At 62.7% G+C, this 15,945-nt stretch carries 11 protein-coding genes and 1 pseudogene; 3 read left to right on the top strand and 9 right to left on the bottom strand.

All coding sequences use genetic code 11. From position 1 onward, the window contains the following. Positions 1-138: 138 nt before the first annotated feature. Positions 139-324, bottom strand: a pseudogene (locus GTP46_RS29715) (choice-of-anchor J domain-containing protein); the annotation flags it as partial. An 86-nt stretch (positions 325-410) separates the two neighbouring features. Next, complete coding sequence (locus tag GTP46_RS08760; protein ID WP_161006222.1) at positions 411-800, bottom strand: OsmC family protein; 390 nt, start codon at positions 798-800, stop codon at positions 411-413. Between the two features lie 129 nt (positions 801-929). Between GTP46_RS08760 and GTP46_RS08755 the strand changes: the two genes are divergently transcribed. Then, positions 930-3,182, top strand: coding sequence for a TonB-dependent receptor domain-containing protein (locus GTP46_RS08755; RefSeq protein ID WP_161006221.1), 2,253 nt, complete (start codon positions 930-932; stop codon positions 3,180-3,182). Positions 3,183-3,429: 247 nt separating this feature from the next. On the opposite strand, the gene GTP46_RS08750 is transcribed toward GTP46_RS08755, so the two are convergent. From GTP46_RS08750 to GTP46_RS08725, 6 genes are all read right to left on the bottom strand, one after another. After that, positions 3,430-5,739 carry a TonB-dependent receptor gene (locus GTP46_RS08750; protein ID WP_229258851.1) on the bottom strand — a complete coding sequence of 770 codons (2,310 nt, stop codon included), beginning with the start codon at positions 5,737-5,739 and terminating at the stop codon, positions 3,430-3,432. Between the two features lie 10 nt (positions 5,740-5,749). After that, on the bottom strand, positions 5,750-6,226 hold the full coding sequence (locus tag GTP46_RS08745; protein WP_161006220.1) for a Fur family transcriptional regulator: 477 nt from the start codon (positions 6,224-6,226) through the stop codon (positions 5,750-5,752). Positions 6,227-6,306: 80 nt separating this feature from the next. Beyond that, positions 6,307-8,610, bottom strand: coding sequence for a TonB-dependent siderophore receptor (locus GTP46_RS08740; protein ID WP_161006219.1), 2,304 nt, complete (start codon positions 8,608-8,610; stop codon positions 6,307-6,309). Further along, positions 8,607-9,560, bottom strand: a complete 954-nt coding sequence (locus tag GTP46_RS08735; RefSeq protein WP_161006218.1) for a DUF4880 domain-containing protein — start codon at positions 9,558-9,560, stop codon at positions 8,607-8,609. Before GTP46_RS08735 ends, GTP46_RS08740 begins: the two co-directional genes overlap by 4 nt. Beyond that, entirely contained in the window at positions 9,553-10,053 is a 501-nt protein-coding gene (locus GTP46_RS08730; RefSeq protein WP_371869597.1) for a sigma-70 family RNA polymerase sigma factor, read from the bottom strand. The genes GTP46_RS08735 and GTP46_RS08730 overlap by 8 nt, the downstream gene beginning before the upstream one ends. A 76-nt stretch (positions 10,054-10,129) precedes the next feature. Further along, positions 10,130-11,290, bottom strand: a complete 1,161-nt coding sequence (locus tag GTP46_RS08725) for a branched-chain amino acid ABC transporter substrate-binding protein (protein ID WP_161006217.1) — start codon at positions 11,288-11,290, stop codon at positions 10,130-10,132. 109 nt (positions 11,291-11,399) lie between these two features. On the opposite strand from GTP46_RS08725, the gene GTP46_RS08720 reads away from it, so the two are divergent. Both GTP46_RS08720 and GTP46_RS08715 read left to right on the top strand, forming a co-directional pair. Next, entirely contained in the window at positions 11,400-13,622 is a 2,223-nt protein-coding gene (locus GTP46_RS08720; protein ID WP_161006216.1) for a hybrid sensor histidine kinase/response regulator, read from the top strand. After that, a complete protein-coding gene (locus GTP46_RS08715; RefSeq protein ID WP_161006215.1) occupies positions 13,619-14,896 on the top strand; it encodes a M20/M25/M40 family metallo-hydrolase in 1,278 nt (425 codons plus the stop codon). Before GTP46_RS08720 ends, GTP46_RS08715 begins: the two co-directional genes overlap by 4 nt. Here the strand turns inward: GTP46_RS08715 and GTP46_RS08710 are convergent. After that, positions 14,893-15,888: a LacI family DNA-binding transcriptional regulator gene (locus tag GTP46_RS08710; RefSeq protein ID WP_161006214.1), complete on the bottom strand. Its 996-nt coding sequence runs from the start codon at positions 15,886-15,888 to the stop codon at positions 14,893-14,895. The two genes, GTP46_RS08715 and GTP46_RS08710, sit on opposite strands and share 4 nt — an antisense overlap. Positions 15,889-15,945 lie beyond the last annotated feature (57 nt).

Raw genomic sequence — 15,945 nt, 5'->3', positions numbered from 1 at the left:
ACAACCAAGCACTGATCGCTCTCGCAAGGCGGCGCTGCGACGTGATGTACGCCATGATGCGAGACGGGACACTTTATTGCCCTGCACCTCTCGCAACTGCTTGACGAAGTACATAGGGACACCCCCCGCCGCTGCGGTGAAGAAAGCCGGATTACCCTGAAACCAGCCGGTGCCACCCGGCGGCGAGGAATCGTTCACAAACAACCAGCCCTTGGCAGGCAATGCCGCCACATCATCAAAGCCTTCCGACAACAACGGCGTAGCCACAACAGTGCAACTGGCAGCAACAGCAAGCAGTCCCGCCAGATATTTGATCCAGTCCATATCATCCCCCACGGTAGCGTCACACAGCTCAACTTGCTGTTAGACCCAGCAATTACTGAGCGGGTTCCGTCGCGGGATGAAAAATATCAGGCGAGCACGGTATCGATGCGCAGGCCGGCTTTCAGGGTGAGCGTGACCGGCGTCTTTTCGGCGATTTCCGCCAGGCGGGCTTTTTGTGCCGCGTCCACCGCACCGCTGATACGGAGCGTGCGTCGGACCAGCATCGCATCATCGTCGCCGTGGGTCAGGTGCAGTTCGATGTCGATGGTGTCTACCGGCCACTGCTTGCGGTCAGCGTACATGCGCAGCGTGATGGCGGTGCAGGCGCCCAGTCCGGCCAGCAGATAATCGTAAGGCGCCGGACCGGCATTCTGGCCGCCGTTACGGGCCGGTTCGTCGCCCAGCAGCGCGTGTCCACTGACCTCGATTTGGGTGGTGTAAGTGTCGCTGCCAATGTGCGCTGTGCCGCGTGCCATGCTGTGTTCCTGTGGTTTGAAATCTCGTTTGTAAATCTAAGGTAAAGAAGCGTAAATGGCGTTTTTTACCAAATATGCCGCTGGTATAATGGCAACTCTACCGTACAGTGACGGTGTGCCGTCAAAACCATGCAAAAGATACTGCTTACCTGCTGCCTGACCGGCAGCGCTATTCTGCCAGCTTACGCTCAAACCACCACTCCCGAAAAGCCAGCCATCAAGCCCGCTACGACCGCCAAGCCAAAAGAGGCTGTCGTTCCGGAGGTAACCGTAGCCGCTGAACGTCCAACCAACCGCATCGACCGCCAGGTCTACGACGTCAAGTCCGACGTCTCCAGCACCAATGGCACCGCCGCCGATGCGCTCAACAACGTGCCCTCCGTGAACGTGGATCCGGACGGCAGCGTTACCCTGCGCGGCAGTCCGAACGTGCAGATCATGGTGGACGGCAAGCCGTCGGCCATGCTGCAGGGAGACAACCGCGGCCCGGCGCTGCAGGCCATGGCCGCCGACGATATCGAATCGATCGAAGTCATCAACAATCCCGGAGCGCAGTTCGGCAATGAGGCCGGTGGCGGTCCTATCCTGAACCTGGTGATGCGCCGCAACCGCAAGCCGGGCGGCTTCACCACCGTCAACGCCAATACCGGCACCGCCGGCCGCTACAACAGTGCCGTCAATGCCACCTACAACGAAGGTGCGTGGGGCTTCCAGGGCAGTGCCAACGTGCGTCACGACGGCCGCAACTCGGTGGCCGAAGTCACCCGCGACCGCTACGACGCCGGCAGCGGCGCGTTCGTGCACAGCAGCCAGGAATCGGTCGGCAAAGGCCTCAACGATATGGCAGGCCTGAACGGCCAAGTCAGCTACAACCTGAGCCAGACCGACACCCTGACCGGCAGCGTCAACTACAACAACCGCACCAACGACCAGCACTCAAGCGACCACTACATCAACGGCGCGACCAGCTTGATCCCGGCCAGCGATTACGTGCGTAGCACCGTCCGCACCGGCGACAGCAAGAACTATGGCTGGGGCGGCCGCTACGACCACAAGGGCGAACTGCCGGGCGAAACCCTGAAGATCGATCTGCGCGTCTCGGCCTCCGAGAACGACAACATCAACAACTACAACAACGATTACGCCACGCCTGGCATGATCGACACCCGCGCCAATCAGCACAACAACTTCAGCACGCACATCGCCGACTTCACCGGCGACTACGAACGTCCGCTGTGGGGCGGCACCATGAAAGCCGGCTACAAAGTCGCCACCAACGACAGCAGCTTCAACACGCTGTACACCGATATCGATCCGGTGACTGGAGTGGCCAAGATCAACGCCGGCCGCACCAACGCCTACGAACTGGATGAAACCGTGTACGCACTGTACGGCAGCTACCAGATGCGCCTGAACGAGCGCTGGGGCGCCCTGGCCGGCCTGCGTGCCGAATACACCGACATGGACATCGACCAGATCACCGGCGGCGTCAAGGCCAAGAATAACTATATAAACTATATACCTAGTTTCTTCGCCACCTACAAGGCGACCGACAGCGCCAACATCCGCTTCGCCTATGCGCGCCGGATTCGCCGTCCCAACGCCAACGATCTGAATCCGTACGTGACTTACCGCGACGAATTCAACGTCTCGTCGGGTAACCCGAACCTGAAGCCGACCAAGACCGATTCGTTCGAAGTCGGCTACGAAACCAAGTTCGGCGCACTGGAAACCAACCTGCGCGGCTACTACCGCAAGGACACCGACGCCATCGTCGACTACCGCTACTTCGTGGCGCCGAACGTGCTGTTGACCACCAAGGCCAATGGCGAAGGCAGCCATTCGAGCGGTCTGGAATTCACCGTGAGCGGCAAGCTGACGCCGTCGCTGACCTTGAACACCAGTGGCAACCTGATGCGCGCCCAGCAAAGCTTCTACGACGACACTGGCGTGCTGGTAACGCGCACCGCCAACTCGCTGAGCGGCCGTGCGCGCCTGAACTACCAGTACGATGCCGCCAACCAGATCCAGCTGGCGTTGCAGATGATGGGTAAAACCTTGTCGGGCCAGGGCTATCGCTCGCCTAACCATTCGGTCAACCTGAGCGTGCGCCACACCGTGACGCCGGCGCTGACCCTGGTGGCCAACGTCACAGACATCTTCAATACCAACAAAATGGAAACCATCATCAACAGCGCCACCTTGCGTGAAACCAGCACCCGCCGCTTCGACGGCCGCGTGGTCTACGTCGGCCTGTCGTACCGCTTTGGCGGCCCGAGTTCGTCGTCGGATAAAGAAGAAAGCGGCTGGGGCGGTCAACGTCCGGGCGGCCCAGGCGGCCCCGGCGGTCCCGGCCCCGGCGGCCCACCACCAGGCGCCTGATTAAAGCAAAACGCCCGATGTCTTCATCAGGCGTTTTCTATTCAGGGTCAGCTCTGTCATTTGGACACACGATCGCAAAAGCTGAGTAATATCAATACGTTTCATTTAATCCCTGCTAGGCCCCTACCGAAAAATCTCTATCATCCTCAGCATAGGAACAGCTTGAGAAATATCAAATGTGCGAGCCACATGTCCAAATGACAGAGCTGACCCCAAAAAACGCCCGCATTGCGCGGGCCGGTGTTGCTTAGTACTTGAAGTTGGCTGTCAGCGTTGCGCTGCGGCCAGGGCCTACGCCGGCGTAGTGCGGCGACGAGACTTTGTCGAAGTAGAATTTGTCGGTCAGGTTCTGGATGTTCAACTGCAGCGAGATATGCTTGTTGATTTCATAGCTGGCCATTGCGTCGAAGCGGCTGTAGCCCTGCGCGTACTTGGTGTTGTTGATGTTGGCGTATACCTTGGCGACGTAGTTCACACCACCGCCCACCATCACTCCCGGCAGCACTGCATATGAGGTCCACAGCGAAGCGCTGTTCTTCGGCGTGGTCGGGAACACGTTACCGTTGTATGGCGACGCCGTGTACACCGGCTTGGCCGTGGTACCGGTGTTCACGAAACCATTGTCCGCCACGCGGCCATCCAGATAGGTGTAGCCGCCGAACACTTGCCACTCTTTGGTGATGTTGCCGCTCACGCCCAGCTCCACACCTTTCATGGTTTTCTTGCCGACGTTTTGCGTGGTGCCATCCGGCGCCGTCACGCGGGCGTTATTCATCTCGCTGCGGAACAGGGCCGCGCTGACCGACAAGCGCCCACCCGGCAGCACTTCCCACTTGGTGCCCAGTTCATAGTTCTTGCTGTCCTGCGGCGCCAGGTTTTGTACTGCAGCGGTCAGACCATCCAGACCATCGCCAGCGTCATTGCCAGGTGGCGTGGACGAGGTGCCGTACGAAACGTAGATGCTGCTATTGGCCGACGGCTTGTACACCAAGCCCCCCTGGTAGTTGGCGAAGTTCGCATTTACCTCAGCGTGTGCGGCCGCAGTGGTTACACCGTTCAACGTATAGGTCGGCACGTCCAGCGTGCTGCGGTAGTCATCCCAGCGCACGCCCACATTCAACAGCCATTGCGGCGTGAATTCCACGGTGTCGAACACGTAGGCCGAACGGGTGTTGGTCAGGATGGTGTTACGCGCCGGCGATACGCTGCGGGTGTACACCCACGGATCGTTCGGATTCGGATTGATGATAGTGGTGCAGTTGTACAGCGTGGCCGCGCCCGAGGTTGGGCAAGTGGTGGTGCCGGTCAGTGGATTGTTGGTGCCCGGCGCGAACAGATAGCTGCTGCGGTCCGTATTTTCGCGGCTGATTTCCAGGCCGCCGGTGTAGCTATGCTTGATGCCTGCGGCGACGAAGCTGCCAGTCAGGCTGGTGGCGTTGGCCAGCGAATCGGTGCTTGCCACGCGGGTGTTGGCGCGGCGCCATACGGTACCGTACAACATGGTGTTGCCCTTGGAGTCATCCGGCTGGGTCCAGATGTAGTCGTTGTCCGATTTGCCGTAGCGGGTCACGTTACGGAACACCAGGCCACCGGCAAATTCATGACGCACGTCGATGGTGCCGATGTCGGTCTGGGTTTTGCGGAAGTCGCGGTTCACCAGGCCATAGAAGGTATCGCGCGGTACGCTGATCGGCGTGCCGTCGCCGTTCTTGCTGACGTTAGCGCCAGTGGTGAACGGGTTGTTGAACGGGATGCCGGTATCCGGCAGTTCGTCCGACTGCATGTGGTAATAGCTCAGGTTTACTTTGGTGGCCGAGTTCATGCCGAAGCTGACGCTCGGCGCGATGCCCCAGCGGTTGCCCTTGATTTCATTGCGGCCAGCGACGTGCGCATCGTGACCCATCACGTTCAGGCGCACTGCCACGTCGTCATTGACCACACGGTTGATGTCGACCGTGCCACGGCGATACTGCGCCGATCCCAGGCCCACGCTGGCGTTGGTGAAGTTTTCCGCTTTCGGCGTCTTGCTCACCAGGTTGATGCCGCCGCCAGCCGACGAACGGCCGCCGTAGGCCGAGTTAGGGCCCTTCACCACTTCGATCTGCTCCAGCGAGAAAATCTCACGCGACTGCGAACCGCTGTCGCGGATGCCGTCGATGTAGGTGTCAGTCTGCGCGTTGTAGCCGCGAATGAACAGGTTATCACCTACCGGGTTGCCACCCTCGCCCGCGCCGATGGTAATGCCCGGCACCGTACGCAGCGCGTCGGTCAGCGACACCGCGCCAGTTTGCGAGATCACTTCGGAAGTAATGACCGTGACCGACTTCGGCGTATCCAGCAATGGTGCAGTGAATTTGTCGTTCGCCGATTTGCTGACCTGGAAATCGCTGGTGCGGGCGCCGTCGACCACCACTTCCGGCAGCTTTTGCGGCTGCTCCGGTGCGGTTTCCGCGTGCAGCGCAAAGGGCACGGCCAGTGAGGCCAGTGCCGCCAGATTCAAAGTAGTGGCGTGTTTGCGGCTCTTGATACCCGCATTTTTGAAGCTTGGTTTCATCATCTTCCGTATCTCAGTTTGAATTGTTGATTGACTGTGCAGGAACGCAGTTGGGGCAACGCGCAGGTATCACGATATCGGCGGGCAGCTGGTAGCCTTCCAGCGCCGCCACGTTGGCTAATTGCGCAGCCAGGCCCGCGTCCGCGATGCGCTGCTGACGATGACAAACGTCGCAACGGAACACGTAGGCGCGGCTGGCCGGCATATCACTGGCAATCGCATACACGGCTTTCACGCCGCCCGAGCTGACATGGCGGTCACGCAGTACCAGCCCATCGTCCTCCATCTCTTTCAAGATGCGGTAGATGGAGCCGAGGCTGACGTCTTCGCCGGTGTCGAGCAACTTACGGAACACCACCTCGGCGCCGACTGGATCCGTATGGCGCAGCAGCACCTCCGCGACGCTGAGGCGCGCGCGGGTGATGCGCAGCGGCGATTTGCGCATCCATTCCTGGACGCGCTGCTGCGCGGATTCGTGTGCTTGCTGCATGGGTGTCCCTCGATTGCTGTGGCCCTGTACTTACCTTGCCAAGCGAGATCGAAAAAAGGGAACCGGAATGAGAATTATTTTTAAAAGCGGGTGGACAAGCCGATTCGTATTGCGCGCGGCGAGCCGACCGAGATGTTATTGTCGTTATAAGACGAGGCGTAGTAGGCGCGGTCCAGCAGGTTCTCCAGGCTGAATTGCAAGCGATTGCGCTGGTCAATCTGATAGTAGACAGAGGCGTCCAGCCGCGCAAAACCAGGCAGTACCACGCGGTTACTGGTGGAGCTGAACATGCTGCTGCGCGCGATGAGGCCCAGCGCGCCCTCCAGTCCCGGCGCCAGCGTATGGCGGCTCCACAGCGACAGCGACTGGCGCGGCACGTGTGGCATCTGCGCGCCCGCTTGCGAGGACGCGTTCTGGGTCGCCGTCAGGCGTGATCGCTGCCACGCGTAGCCTGCGCTCAGCGTCCAGTCACGGTTCACGCGGCTGGATAATTCCAGCTCCATGCCCTGCCCGCGCTGGCCATCCACCAGTTCTTCATCGCCGGTGTTGACCGGGTCAGCCACCAGCACATTCGCGCGCCGCAGCTGGTACACGGCCACGCTGGCCGACAACGCATCGCCGTCATCCCAGCGCGCGCCAAGCTCCTGGTTGCGCACCACCTCCGGCGCGAGGTCCTGGTTGCCGGCGGTGAGCGACGCCATTTGCTCACCCACCCGCGCCGCGTAAGCCTGGCTGAAACTGGCGTATAGCGACAACTGAGCGGCCGGACGATAGATCACGCCCAATCGCGGCGACAGCGGACGGTCATGGCTAGCCAGTTGCACGCCGTTGCGGATATCGCGCAGATCCACGTCCAGCTTCTCGGCCCGCAGCCCGGCTACCATCTGCCATTGCGGCGACAGCGTCCATTGATCCTGCACGTACAACGACAGGTTGCGCGCCGTGCTGGCATTACCCGTGTCGGTCGGCGAGGCGCGGAAGCTCACCGGCAGCGTGAAGGTCGGCTGCCCGAGCGGCACCGACACAAAGCGCACGTCCGTGCCCAGCGTATCGAAATAGCCGGTGGTGCGGGCGTTGTCGGAGCGCTGGCGGCCCAGTTCCAGTCCGGCGCTGAGGCGATGCTGTCCCACCGTGGCATCCAGCGAGGCTTGATAAAACAGGTTGCTGCGGCGGGTTGCGCTGGCATAGCCCAGCATGCGCACGGTCGCGCCGCCATCGTCCATCCCGCCGGGGAAGACGTTCTGGTAGTACTTGTCGTAGACCGCGTAATGCAGCTGGCTGGTGAACTGCAGCGTGGGCGCTAGCCGCTGCTCCAGGCGCAGCGTCATGCTGTCGATATCAACGCCGTTATGACTGTTGACTGGGTCGCCAAAGAATGTCGAGGTATCGCTGGCCACCGGCCGGCCACCGTACGAGGGCACGCCGCGATCAGTGGTGCGATGGTCGCGGAAATGCTCGTAGCTGGCTTGCACCAGCGTGCCATCGCCATCGCGCCACGCCAGCGCGGGATTGATGCCGTAGCGCGCCAGCCAGACGCCGTTACGGAACGAGTTGGAATGTTCGTCCACTGCGTTCAGGCGCCACGCCCATTGTGGGTTGAGGGCCGCGCCCACGTCCACGCTGGCGCGCCGTTGCCGCCATTCGCCCAGCAGCACGTCGGCGTCGCCGATATCGCGCCACTGCGCCTGTTTGCTGACGCGATTGATCGCGCCGCCGGAACCGCCGCGTCCCAGCGCCATGGCGTTCGGGCCTTTCAGCACTTCGACCGTTTCGATGTTGTAGAAGTCGCGGAAGTACTGGACGTCGTCGCGCATGCCGTTCAGGTAGAAATCAGCGCTGGAGTTATAACCGCGAAAGACGGCGTTATCGCGATTGCCTTCGCCGAGGCTGGGCTGCACACCCGGCACGTAGACCAGCAGGTCGTCTATGCTGAGCAAACGACGGTCGCGGATCTGGTCCGCCGCCAAGATGCTGATGGACTGCGGCGTATCGCGCAACGCAGCGCCGCCCTTGACCGTAAAACTGCTGACGGTATCGTGCGGCGTAATCGCGTCCGCCCGCGCCACTACTTCCGGCAAGCGCTCTGGTTCGCGCGCCACCGGCGCGGACGCCACAGCCGCTTGCAGCAGGTAGCTGCCGTCCGGCTGGCGCACGGCGCCGAGCCCGGTGCCGTCCAGGATGCGCGGCAGGTCGTGTTCCGGCGCGCTGAGGTCAGCCAGGCCGGCGCTAACGACGCCTTGCGTCAACCGGCCGTCGGCGCTCAGCAGCACGCCACTCGACAGCATGTAGGCGCGCAGCACCTGGTCCAGCGAACCGGCCGGAATGACAGGCGCTGCGGCCGCCAGCGACGGCAGCAAGGCAAGTACAAACAGCTTCTTCATCATCCGCGCGGCGTCACCGTCACCCACCACGACAAAGTGCGTTTCACGCGCACCGGCAGCGTGGCCTGCAGCATGTCCAGCGCACGGTCGGTATCGCCCAGCGGATAACTGCCAACCAGCCGCAAATCGGCCAGTGCCGGATCGCAGGCAAGATAGCCGTTGCGGTAGCGTCCCAGCTCCTGCAGGAAATCACCCAGCCGCATCTGCGTGGCGACCAGCAGCTTGCGCGACCACGCCGAAGTTTCCTCAAGCACCGGCCGCAGCGCACCGGGACGGCCGTCGATGATATCGACCTGCGAGCCCGCAGGCACCACGCTACCGGCGCCCACTTCCACTGCGCCGTCATACACGGCAAGGCGTGTTCCCTGCACGGTCAGGCGCACCGAGAAGCGCGTACCCAGCGCGCGCAGGCGCACACCGCGCGCCTCCACCACCAGCGGACGCGATGGCGTCACCATATCCGGCCCGCTGTGCAGCAGCACCTCGCCACGGCGCAGCACAATCAAACGCTGGTTATCGTCGTAGGCCAGATCAGCGGCGCTATCGGTATTCAGCCAAGCCTGCGTGCGGTCTGGCAGCGGTAACGCAGCCACCACGCCGACGGCGGTGCGATGCTGCGCATTCAAGGCCGCGACATAACGACGGCTTTCCTCGTGCCGCGCCACCACCGTGCCCATGCCCACGCCAGCGCACAACAGCAGCAGCGACTTGATCGCACGGCGACGGCGCGGCCCGGCCACCAGCGCTGCGCGCGCGGGCGCACCGGGCAAGGATTGAAGTTGGCTGTGGATGCGTTCAACACGCTGCCATGCGGCGCGGTGCTCGGGCGCGGCGTCCAGCCAGCGCTGCCAGGCCGTGCGTTCGGCAGGCGTGGCATCGGATGCGCTGAGAATGGCGAACCATTCGGCCGCTTGTTCCAGTACGCTGAATTCCTGCGAAGTTGTATCAGGCATCGCTCGCAATCAGCAGGCATTGCAGCATGGCTTGCGCCATGTATTTCTTCACCATGCGTTCGGAGACTTGCAGATGCCCGGCGATTGCCGCATAAGTCCAGCCATCGATCTGCGACAGCAGGAAAGCCTCGCGCGCCTTGGGCGGCAGCTTGGCCAGCATGGCGTCGACCTGCATCAGGGCTTCGATGGTGAGCGCACGTTCTTCCGGCGAAGGCTCCAGCGCCGCATCCTGCATCACCAGCGCGTCGAGGTAAGCGCGTTCCAGCGTCAGGCGGCGCCAGTGGTTGACCAGCAGGCCGTTGGCGATCGTACTGAGATAAGCGCGCGGTTCGCGCAAGGTAGCGACGGTGCCCGCATCGAGTACGCGCACAAAGGTATCCTGGGCGATATCGGCGGCGCCATCGCGGCAGCCGACTTTGCGCCATAGCCACTGGTGCAGCCAGCCGTGATGGCTGCGGTACAGCGTGTCGACAGTAGGCGCAGGAAGGGTCACTATGGATCAATAAAGAATGAGAATCATTCCCATTGTGCCATAAACTGCGGCAGGTGCCAACCTGCCGCAGGCTTGCTTATTTCATCACAGTCAGCTTCTGGCGCTTGCCGTCCTTGAAGGTGAAGATGGTCAGCACGCCGTCCTGCACGTCGCCGCGCGCATCGAAAGCGATATTGCCGGTCACGCCTTTGTGCTTGATCTTGGCCAGCACCGGCAGGTATTTGGCCGGATCAGGCGAACCGGCTTTCTGCATCGCTTCGACCATCGTCATCAGCGCGTCGTAGGTGTACGGCGCGTAAGTCTGCACTTCAATGCCGTACTTTTTCTTGTACGCGGCGCGGAAATCGGTCATGCCTTTTTCCTGCGACGGCTCAACGCCGCCCGCTTCCGCGCAGATCACCTGGCCGTCGCTCATGCCGTCGCCGGCCAAGCGCGGCACCGAGTCCGAGCACATGCCGTCGCCGCCCATGAATTTGATCGGGAAGCCCAGTTGCTTCATCTGGCGCAGCATCGGTGCGGCCACGGCGTCCATGCCGCCGAAGAAAATCATATCCGGCTTGGTAGCCTTGATCGCGGTCAGGATGGCCGTCAGGTCGGTGGCTTTGTCGTTGGTGAACTGGGTCGAGACGATGGTCGAACCGGTGGCCGCGCCGGTGCGCTTGACGGTTTTGCTGAATTCATCGGCCAGGCCCTTGCCGTAGGCGGTGCGATCATCCACCACGGCGATGCGCTTGGCCTGCATGTTCTGCATGGCGTAACGGGCCAGCGCAGGGCCGAGCTGTTCGTCGTTGGCGATGTTGCGGAAGGTGGTGTTGTAGCGCTGGCGTGTGTACTGCGGCGAGCTGGCCGACGGCGTAATCTGCGGAATGCCGGCATCGTAATAGATGCGCGAGGCCGGGATGGTGGTGCCCGACGTCTCGTGGCCGATCACGCCCTGCACTTTGGCGTCGACCAGTTTTTGCGCGGCCGACGTGGCCTGTTTCGGATCGCCGGCATCGTCTTCCGCCAGCAGCACTACCTTGTATTTCCTGCCCCCGATGACGACGCCCTTGGCGTTCAACTCTTCCACGGCCATGCGCGCGCCGTTTTCGTTGTCCTTGCCCAAGTGAGCGATCGGGCCGGAGGTAGCGGCCACGTGGCCGATCTTGATGATGTCTTCCGCATGAGCGGCGGCGCCCGCAGCGCCGATAAAGGCCAGCGCAAGCGCGCGGCAAACTGTTTTTGTTGTGAACTGCATAAAATCCTCGTTAGTTAACACCAATAGAATACCAGACGCTTGCAGCAGATGCTTGCACAGGGGGCTGATTGAAGTAGAATTAATCTTTCACAGAATGAATCAAAGACGCATGGCCTTCCTGCTTTTCCAGCTCAACAGCCTGCGCAGCCGCTTGGTGCTGTTGGTGCTATTGGCAATTGCCCCGATCACCGTGATGACCTTCATCAACGGTCAGCGCGAACGAGTCCATGCGGTGGAAACGGCGGAAGAAAACCTGCAGCGCCTGACCAACCTGGCCGCCGCCAACGAGGCGCAACTGGTTTCCGGCGCGCGCCAGATGCTGCGCGATATGGCCAGCATTCCCGACCTCACCGGTGACGGCGCGCGCTGCAGCCGGCTGCTGGCCAATCTGCTGCGCGAGAATCCCGACTATGCCAATCTGGGACTGATACAGCTGAACGGCGACGTCAGTTGCAGCGCCGTGCCATCTACGGCAGCAGTCAATCTGTCCGACCGCGCCCACTTTCGCCGTGCCGTACACCTGCGCCGCTTTGTGGCGGGCGGCTACGTGTTCGGACGCGTGATCCACAAGCACACCGTCAACCTGACTTACCCAGTACTGGATCAAGACCAGCGCGTACAGGCCGTGGTATTCGCCTCGCTGGACCTGAACCGGCTCGATCGCTTCGTGTCAGACGTCCAGCTACCACCAGGCTCGCTGCTGCTGACCACCGATTCCGAGGGAAAAATCATCGCGCGCAAGCCGAATCCCGAAGAGTGGTTCGGCAAGCAGGTGTCGCCCGAGATGCGCAATGCGATGGCGGCCGAACCGGGCAAGCCGGTGCTGCTGGTGGGGCCGGACGGCGTTGAGCGGCTGCATCGCTTCTCGCGCGTCGGCAGCAATGGCTTGTCGGACTACACCCTGACCATCGGCATCCCGGTCGACGCCATCACCGCCAATGCGCGCCATGACCAGTTGCTGGACTGGCTGGCACTGGCCGTCACCATCATGCTGGCATTGCTGGCCGCATGGTTCGTCGGCGACGTGCTGGTGCTGCGGCGCGTGAAGCGCCTGGCCACCACCGCCAACAGCATCGCCTCCGGCGCGCTCGGCGCGCGTAGCGGCATCGCCTACGGCAAGGAAGAAATCAGCGAGCTGGCGCGCTCGCTCGATGCGATGGCCGAAGCACTGCAGGAAAAGGAACTGCAACACCTGCATGCGGAAAACCAGCTGCGCGAGGCGGACCGGCGCAAGGACGAATTCCTCGCCATGCTGGCGCACGAGCTGCGCAACCCGCTGGCGCCGATCAGCGCCGGCGCGCAGTTGCTGCAAAGCGGCCATGCCAGCGAACTGGCGGTGCAACGCACGGCCAGCATCATCGTGCGGCAGGTACATCACATGACGCGCCTCGTTGACGATTTACTCGACGTCTCACGCGTCACGCGCGGGTTGGTCACGCTGACGCGTGCGCCTCTCGATGTGCGCGGCATCGTGGCGGATGCGGTGGAACAGGCGCAGCCCCTGCTGGAAGCACGCCAGCATCGCTTCGAGACGACGCTGCCGCCGCTACCGCTGATGGTCGCGGGCGATCACAAACGGCTGGTACAGGTGGTTGTCAATGTACTGAACAACGCCGCCAAGTACACGCCGGTGGGCGGCACCATCCAGCTGTCCGCGGGCGCTTACGGCGACAAGGTGCGGCTGGTCATCAGCGACAACGGCATCGGCATGTCGGCCGAGTTGCGCAGCCACGTGTTCGATTTGTTCGCGCAGGCCCACCGTAATGCGGACCGCTCGCAGGGCGGCCTGGGGCTGGGACTGGCGCTGGTCAAGTCGCTGGTGGAACTGCATGGCGGCAGCGTGGCAGTGGACAGCGCCGGTGAGCAGCAAGGCAGCACCTTCACCATCACCCTGCCCGCCGCGCAGCAAATGGCGCCGCCGGCGCCGCCCGTCAACGCCGCTCGGCCAGCGCACCAGCTTCGCGTGCTGGTGGTGGACGATAACGTCGATGCGGCGCATACCCTGCAGCTGCTGCTGGAGGCAGCCGGACATCGCGTGGTGCTGGCCCACAACGCCATGGAAGCGCTGGAAGTGGCGCAGGCCAAGGCGCCGCAACTGTGCCTGCTCGATATCGGCCTGCCCGACATCAGCGGCAACGACCTGGCGCGCGGCCTGCGCGCGCTGCCGCAAACCGCGCAGGCGACGCTGGTGGCGGTCACCGGCTACGGCCGCCGTGAAGACCGCGACCTGGCCCGCGCTGCGGGCTTCGATCATTACTTTGTCAAACCGGTGGATGTGGACGCGCTGTTGACGCTGATCGCCGGACTCCCCCCACACTCCGGAGCATCATGAAGCACCTGCTACTCAGCCTCGCCATCGCCGCCGCCCTGCTGGCGCACGCACAACAACAGGAACTGGCGCGCATCGCCGCGCAGCCTGCCGTAAAACAGGCATTGGCCTACATCGAGAAGAACGAGGCCACCACCACCGCCAACACGCTGGCGATCAACGCGATTCCGGCGCCGACGTTTGCCGAGGTGGCCCGTGCGCGCGACTTTGCGGAACGCATGAAAGCCGCTGGCCTGCAAGACGTACACCTGGACGAGGCAGGTAACGTGCTGGCCACCTATCACGGCAGCGGCAAAGGACCGGCCGTAGTGCTGGCGGCGCACCTCGACACCGTGTATCCCGCCGCCACCGACCTCACCTTGCATGAAAAAGATGGCCGCTACTACGCGCCTGGCATCGCCGACAACGCGCGTTCGCTGGCCGCCATGCTGACCATCGCCACGGCGCTGCGCGACGCAAAAATCCAGACCGTGGGCGATGTGCTGTTCGTCGCCAACGTCGGCGAGGAGGGACTGGGCGATTTGAAAGGCGTGAAGTATTTGTTCAGCCAGCGCAAGGACATCAAGGCCTTCGTCGGCCTGGAACCGGCGCTCGGCACGGACGGCGATCCGGTCACCTACATCGGCACCGGCAGCCGCCGTTTCAAAGTCACCATCCACGGGCCGGGCGGCCATAGCTACGAAGGTTTCGGCCTGCCGTCGGCGATTCATGCGGCCGGCCGCGTGATCGCGCGCATCGACGACATCCGCGTGCCGTCCGATCCGAAGGTGACGTTCAACGTCGGCGTGGTGCAAGGCGGGCAATCGGTGAACAGCATTTCGGCCGAAGCCTCGATGCTGATCGACATCCGCTCGGCCGACGCGTCCTTGCTGGCCAAGGTGGAACAACAAATCAAGGCCGCCGTCCAGCAAGCTGTGGCCGACACCAACCAGCGCTGGAACAGCAGCGCCATCACCGCCGAGGTGGCACTGATCGGCGATCGTCCTGCGGGTCAGATGGGCAGGGATTCCTTCATCGTCAAGACCGCGCTGGCGGCGGCCACGGTACAAGGCCGCCCGGCGCTGCTGGACAGTGCGCATTCAACCGACGCGAACCTGCCGATGAGCCTTGGCGTACCGGCCATCACCATGTCAGGCGGCGGTAGCTCGGGTGGCTATCACTCGGAGAAGCTGGAGTGGTGGTCGCCGCAGAACGCCCACGCCGCGCCGCAAAACGTTCTGTTGACCATCCTCGGGCTAGTGGGCGTAGATGGGGTTAGCGCACCGCTGGCGCGTTAAGTACTGCCGCGCTGGATCAGTTCAAAGCCGGTGTTGACAATGCGCTCAGCCGTATCGTCACCGTCCAACCGGTTCAGCAAGGCTTGAGCGGACATGGCGCCGATCTTGGCGCCGTCCACCTTCACTGTCGATAACGGCGGGTTGGTGTAGCCCGAAAAATTCAAATCGCCGAAGCCCATGATGGCCAGGTCTTCCGGCACCCGCAAGCCGCGGCTTTGCGCCTCAATCAGCACACCGTGCGCCAGCGTATCCGAACTGCAGAAAATCGCATCCAGGTCCGGATGCTCGTCCAGCAGCTTGACCGCGCCGATCCGGCCTTGCGGCAGCGCGCCTGGCGCCGGCACCTGCCGCGCAACCACCACGTTGACGCCCTGCTTGGCCAGCGCCACCTGGAAGCCCTGCGTACGCTGACCGGCGCGCGGATCGTTCGCAGTCAGCATGCCGAAACGGCGATAGCCCTGATCCAGCAAATGCTTGGCGCAGGCGTGGCCGACTTCTTCGTGCGAGAAGCCGATTACCATGTCGATCGGATGCGGCGTCATGTCCCACGTTTCCACCACCGGCGTGCCGATTTGCAGCAGGCGCTGGCGGGTGCTGTCGGTGTGCAGCGAACCGGTAAGAATCACGCCGTCCGGACGGCGGCTCAAGATGGTCTCGACCAGGATCTCCTCGCGCCACGTTTCATAGCCGACGATACCAAGCAGCAGCTGGTAGCCGGCCGCAGTAAGGCGATCGGTCGCGCCCTGCACCATGTCGGCGAAGGTTTGGGTGGAGATGGTGGGCAGCACCAGCGCCACCAGTTTGCTGCGGCTCGACGCCAGTCCACCCGCCAGCATGTTCTTGACGTAGCCGGTGCGCTTGACCGCTTCCTGCACTTTGGCCAGCGTGACCGGGCGCACCAGCTGCGGTTCATTCAGAGCGCGCGACACGGTAATCGGTGAAACGCCAGCCGCCTTGGCGACATCAATCAGTGTGACGGGAGGTGCTGGCATTTTTTCTTTCGTGACGTTGATAGCGTAATCATTCTAACTGACATTCCCTCATGATTG

It is taken from the genome of Duganella flavida (assembly GCF_009857445.1).
Taxonomy (GTDB): domain Bacteria; phylum Pseudomonadota; class Gammaproteobacteria; order Burkholderiales; family Burkholderiaceae_D; genus Rugamonas; species Rugamonas flavida.
This window is presented reverse-complemented; position numbering and strand designations above follow the sequence as displayed.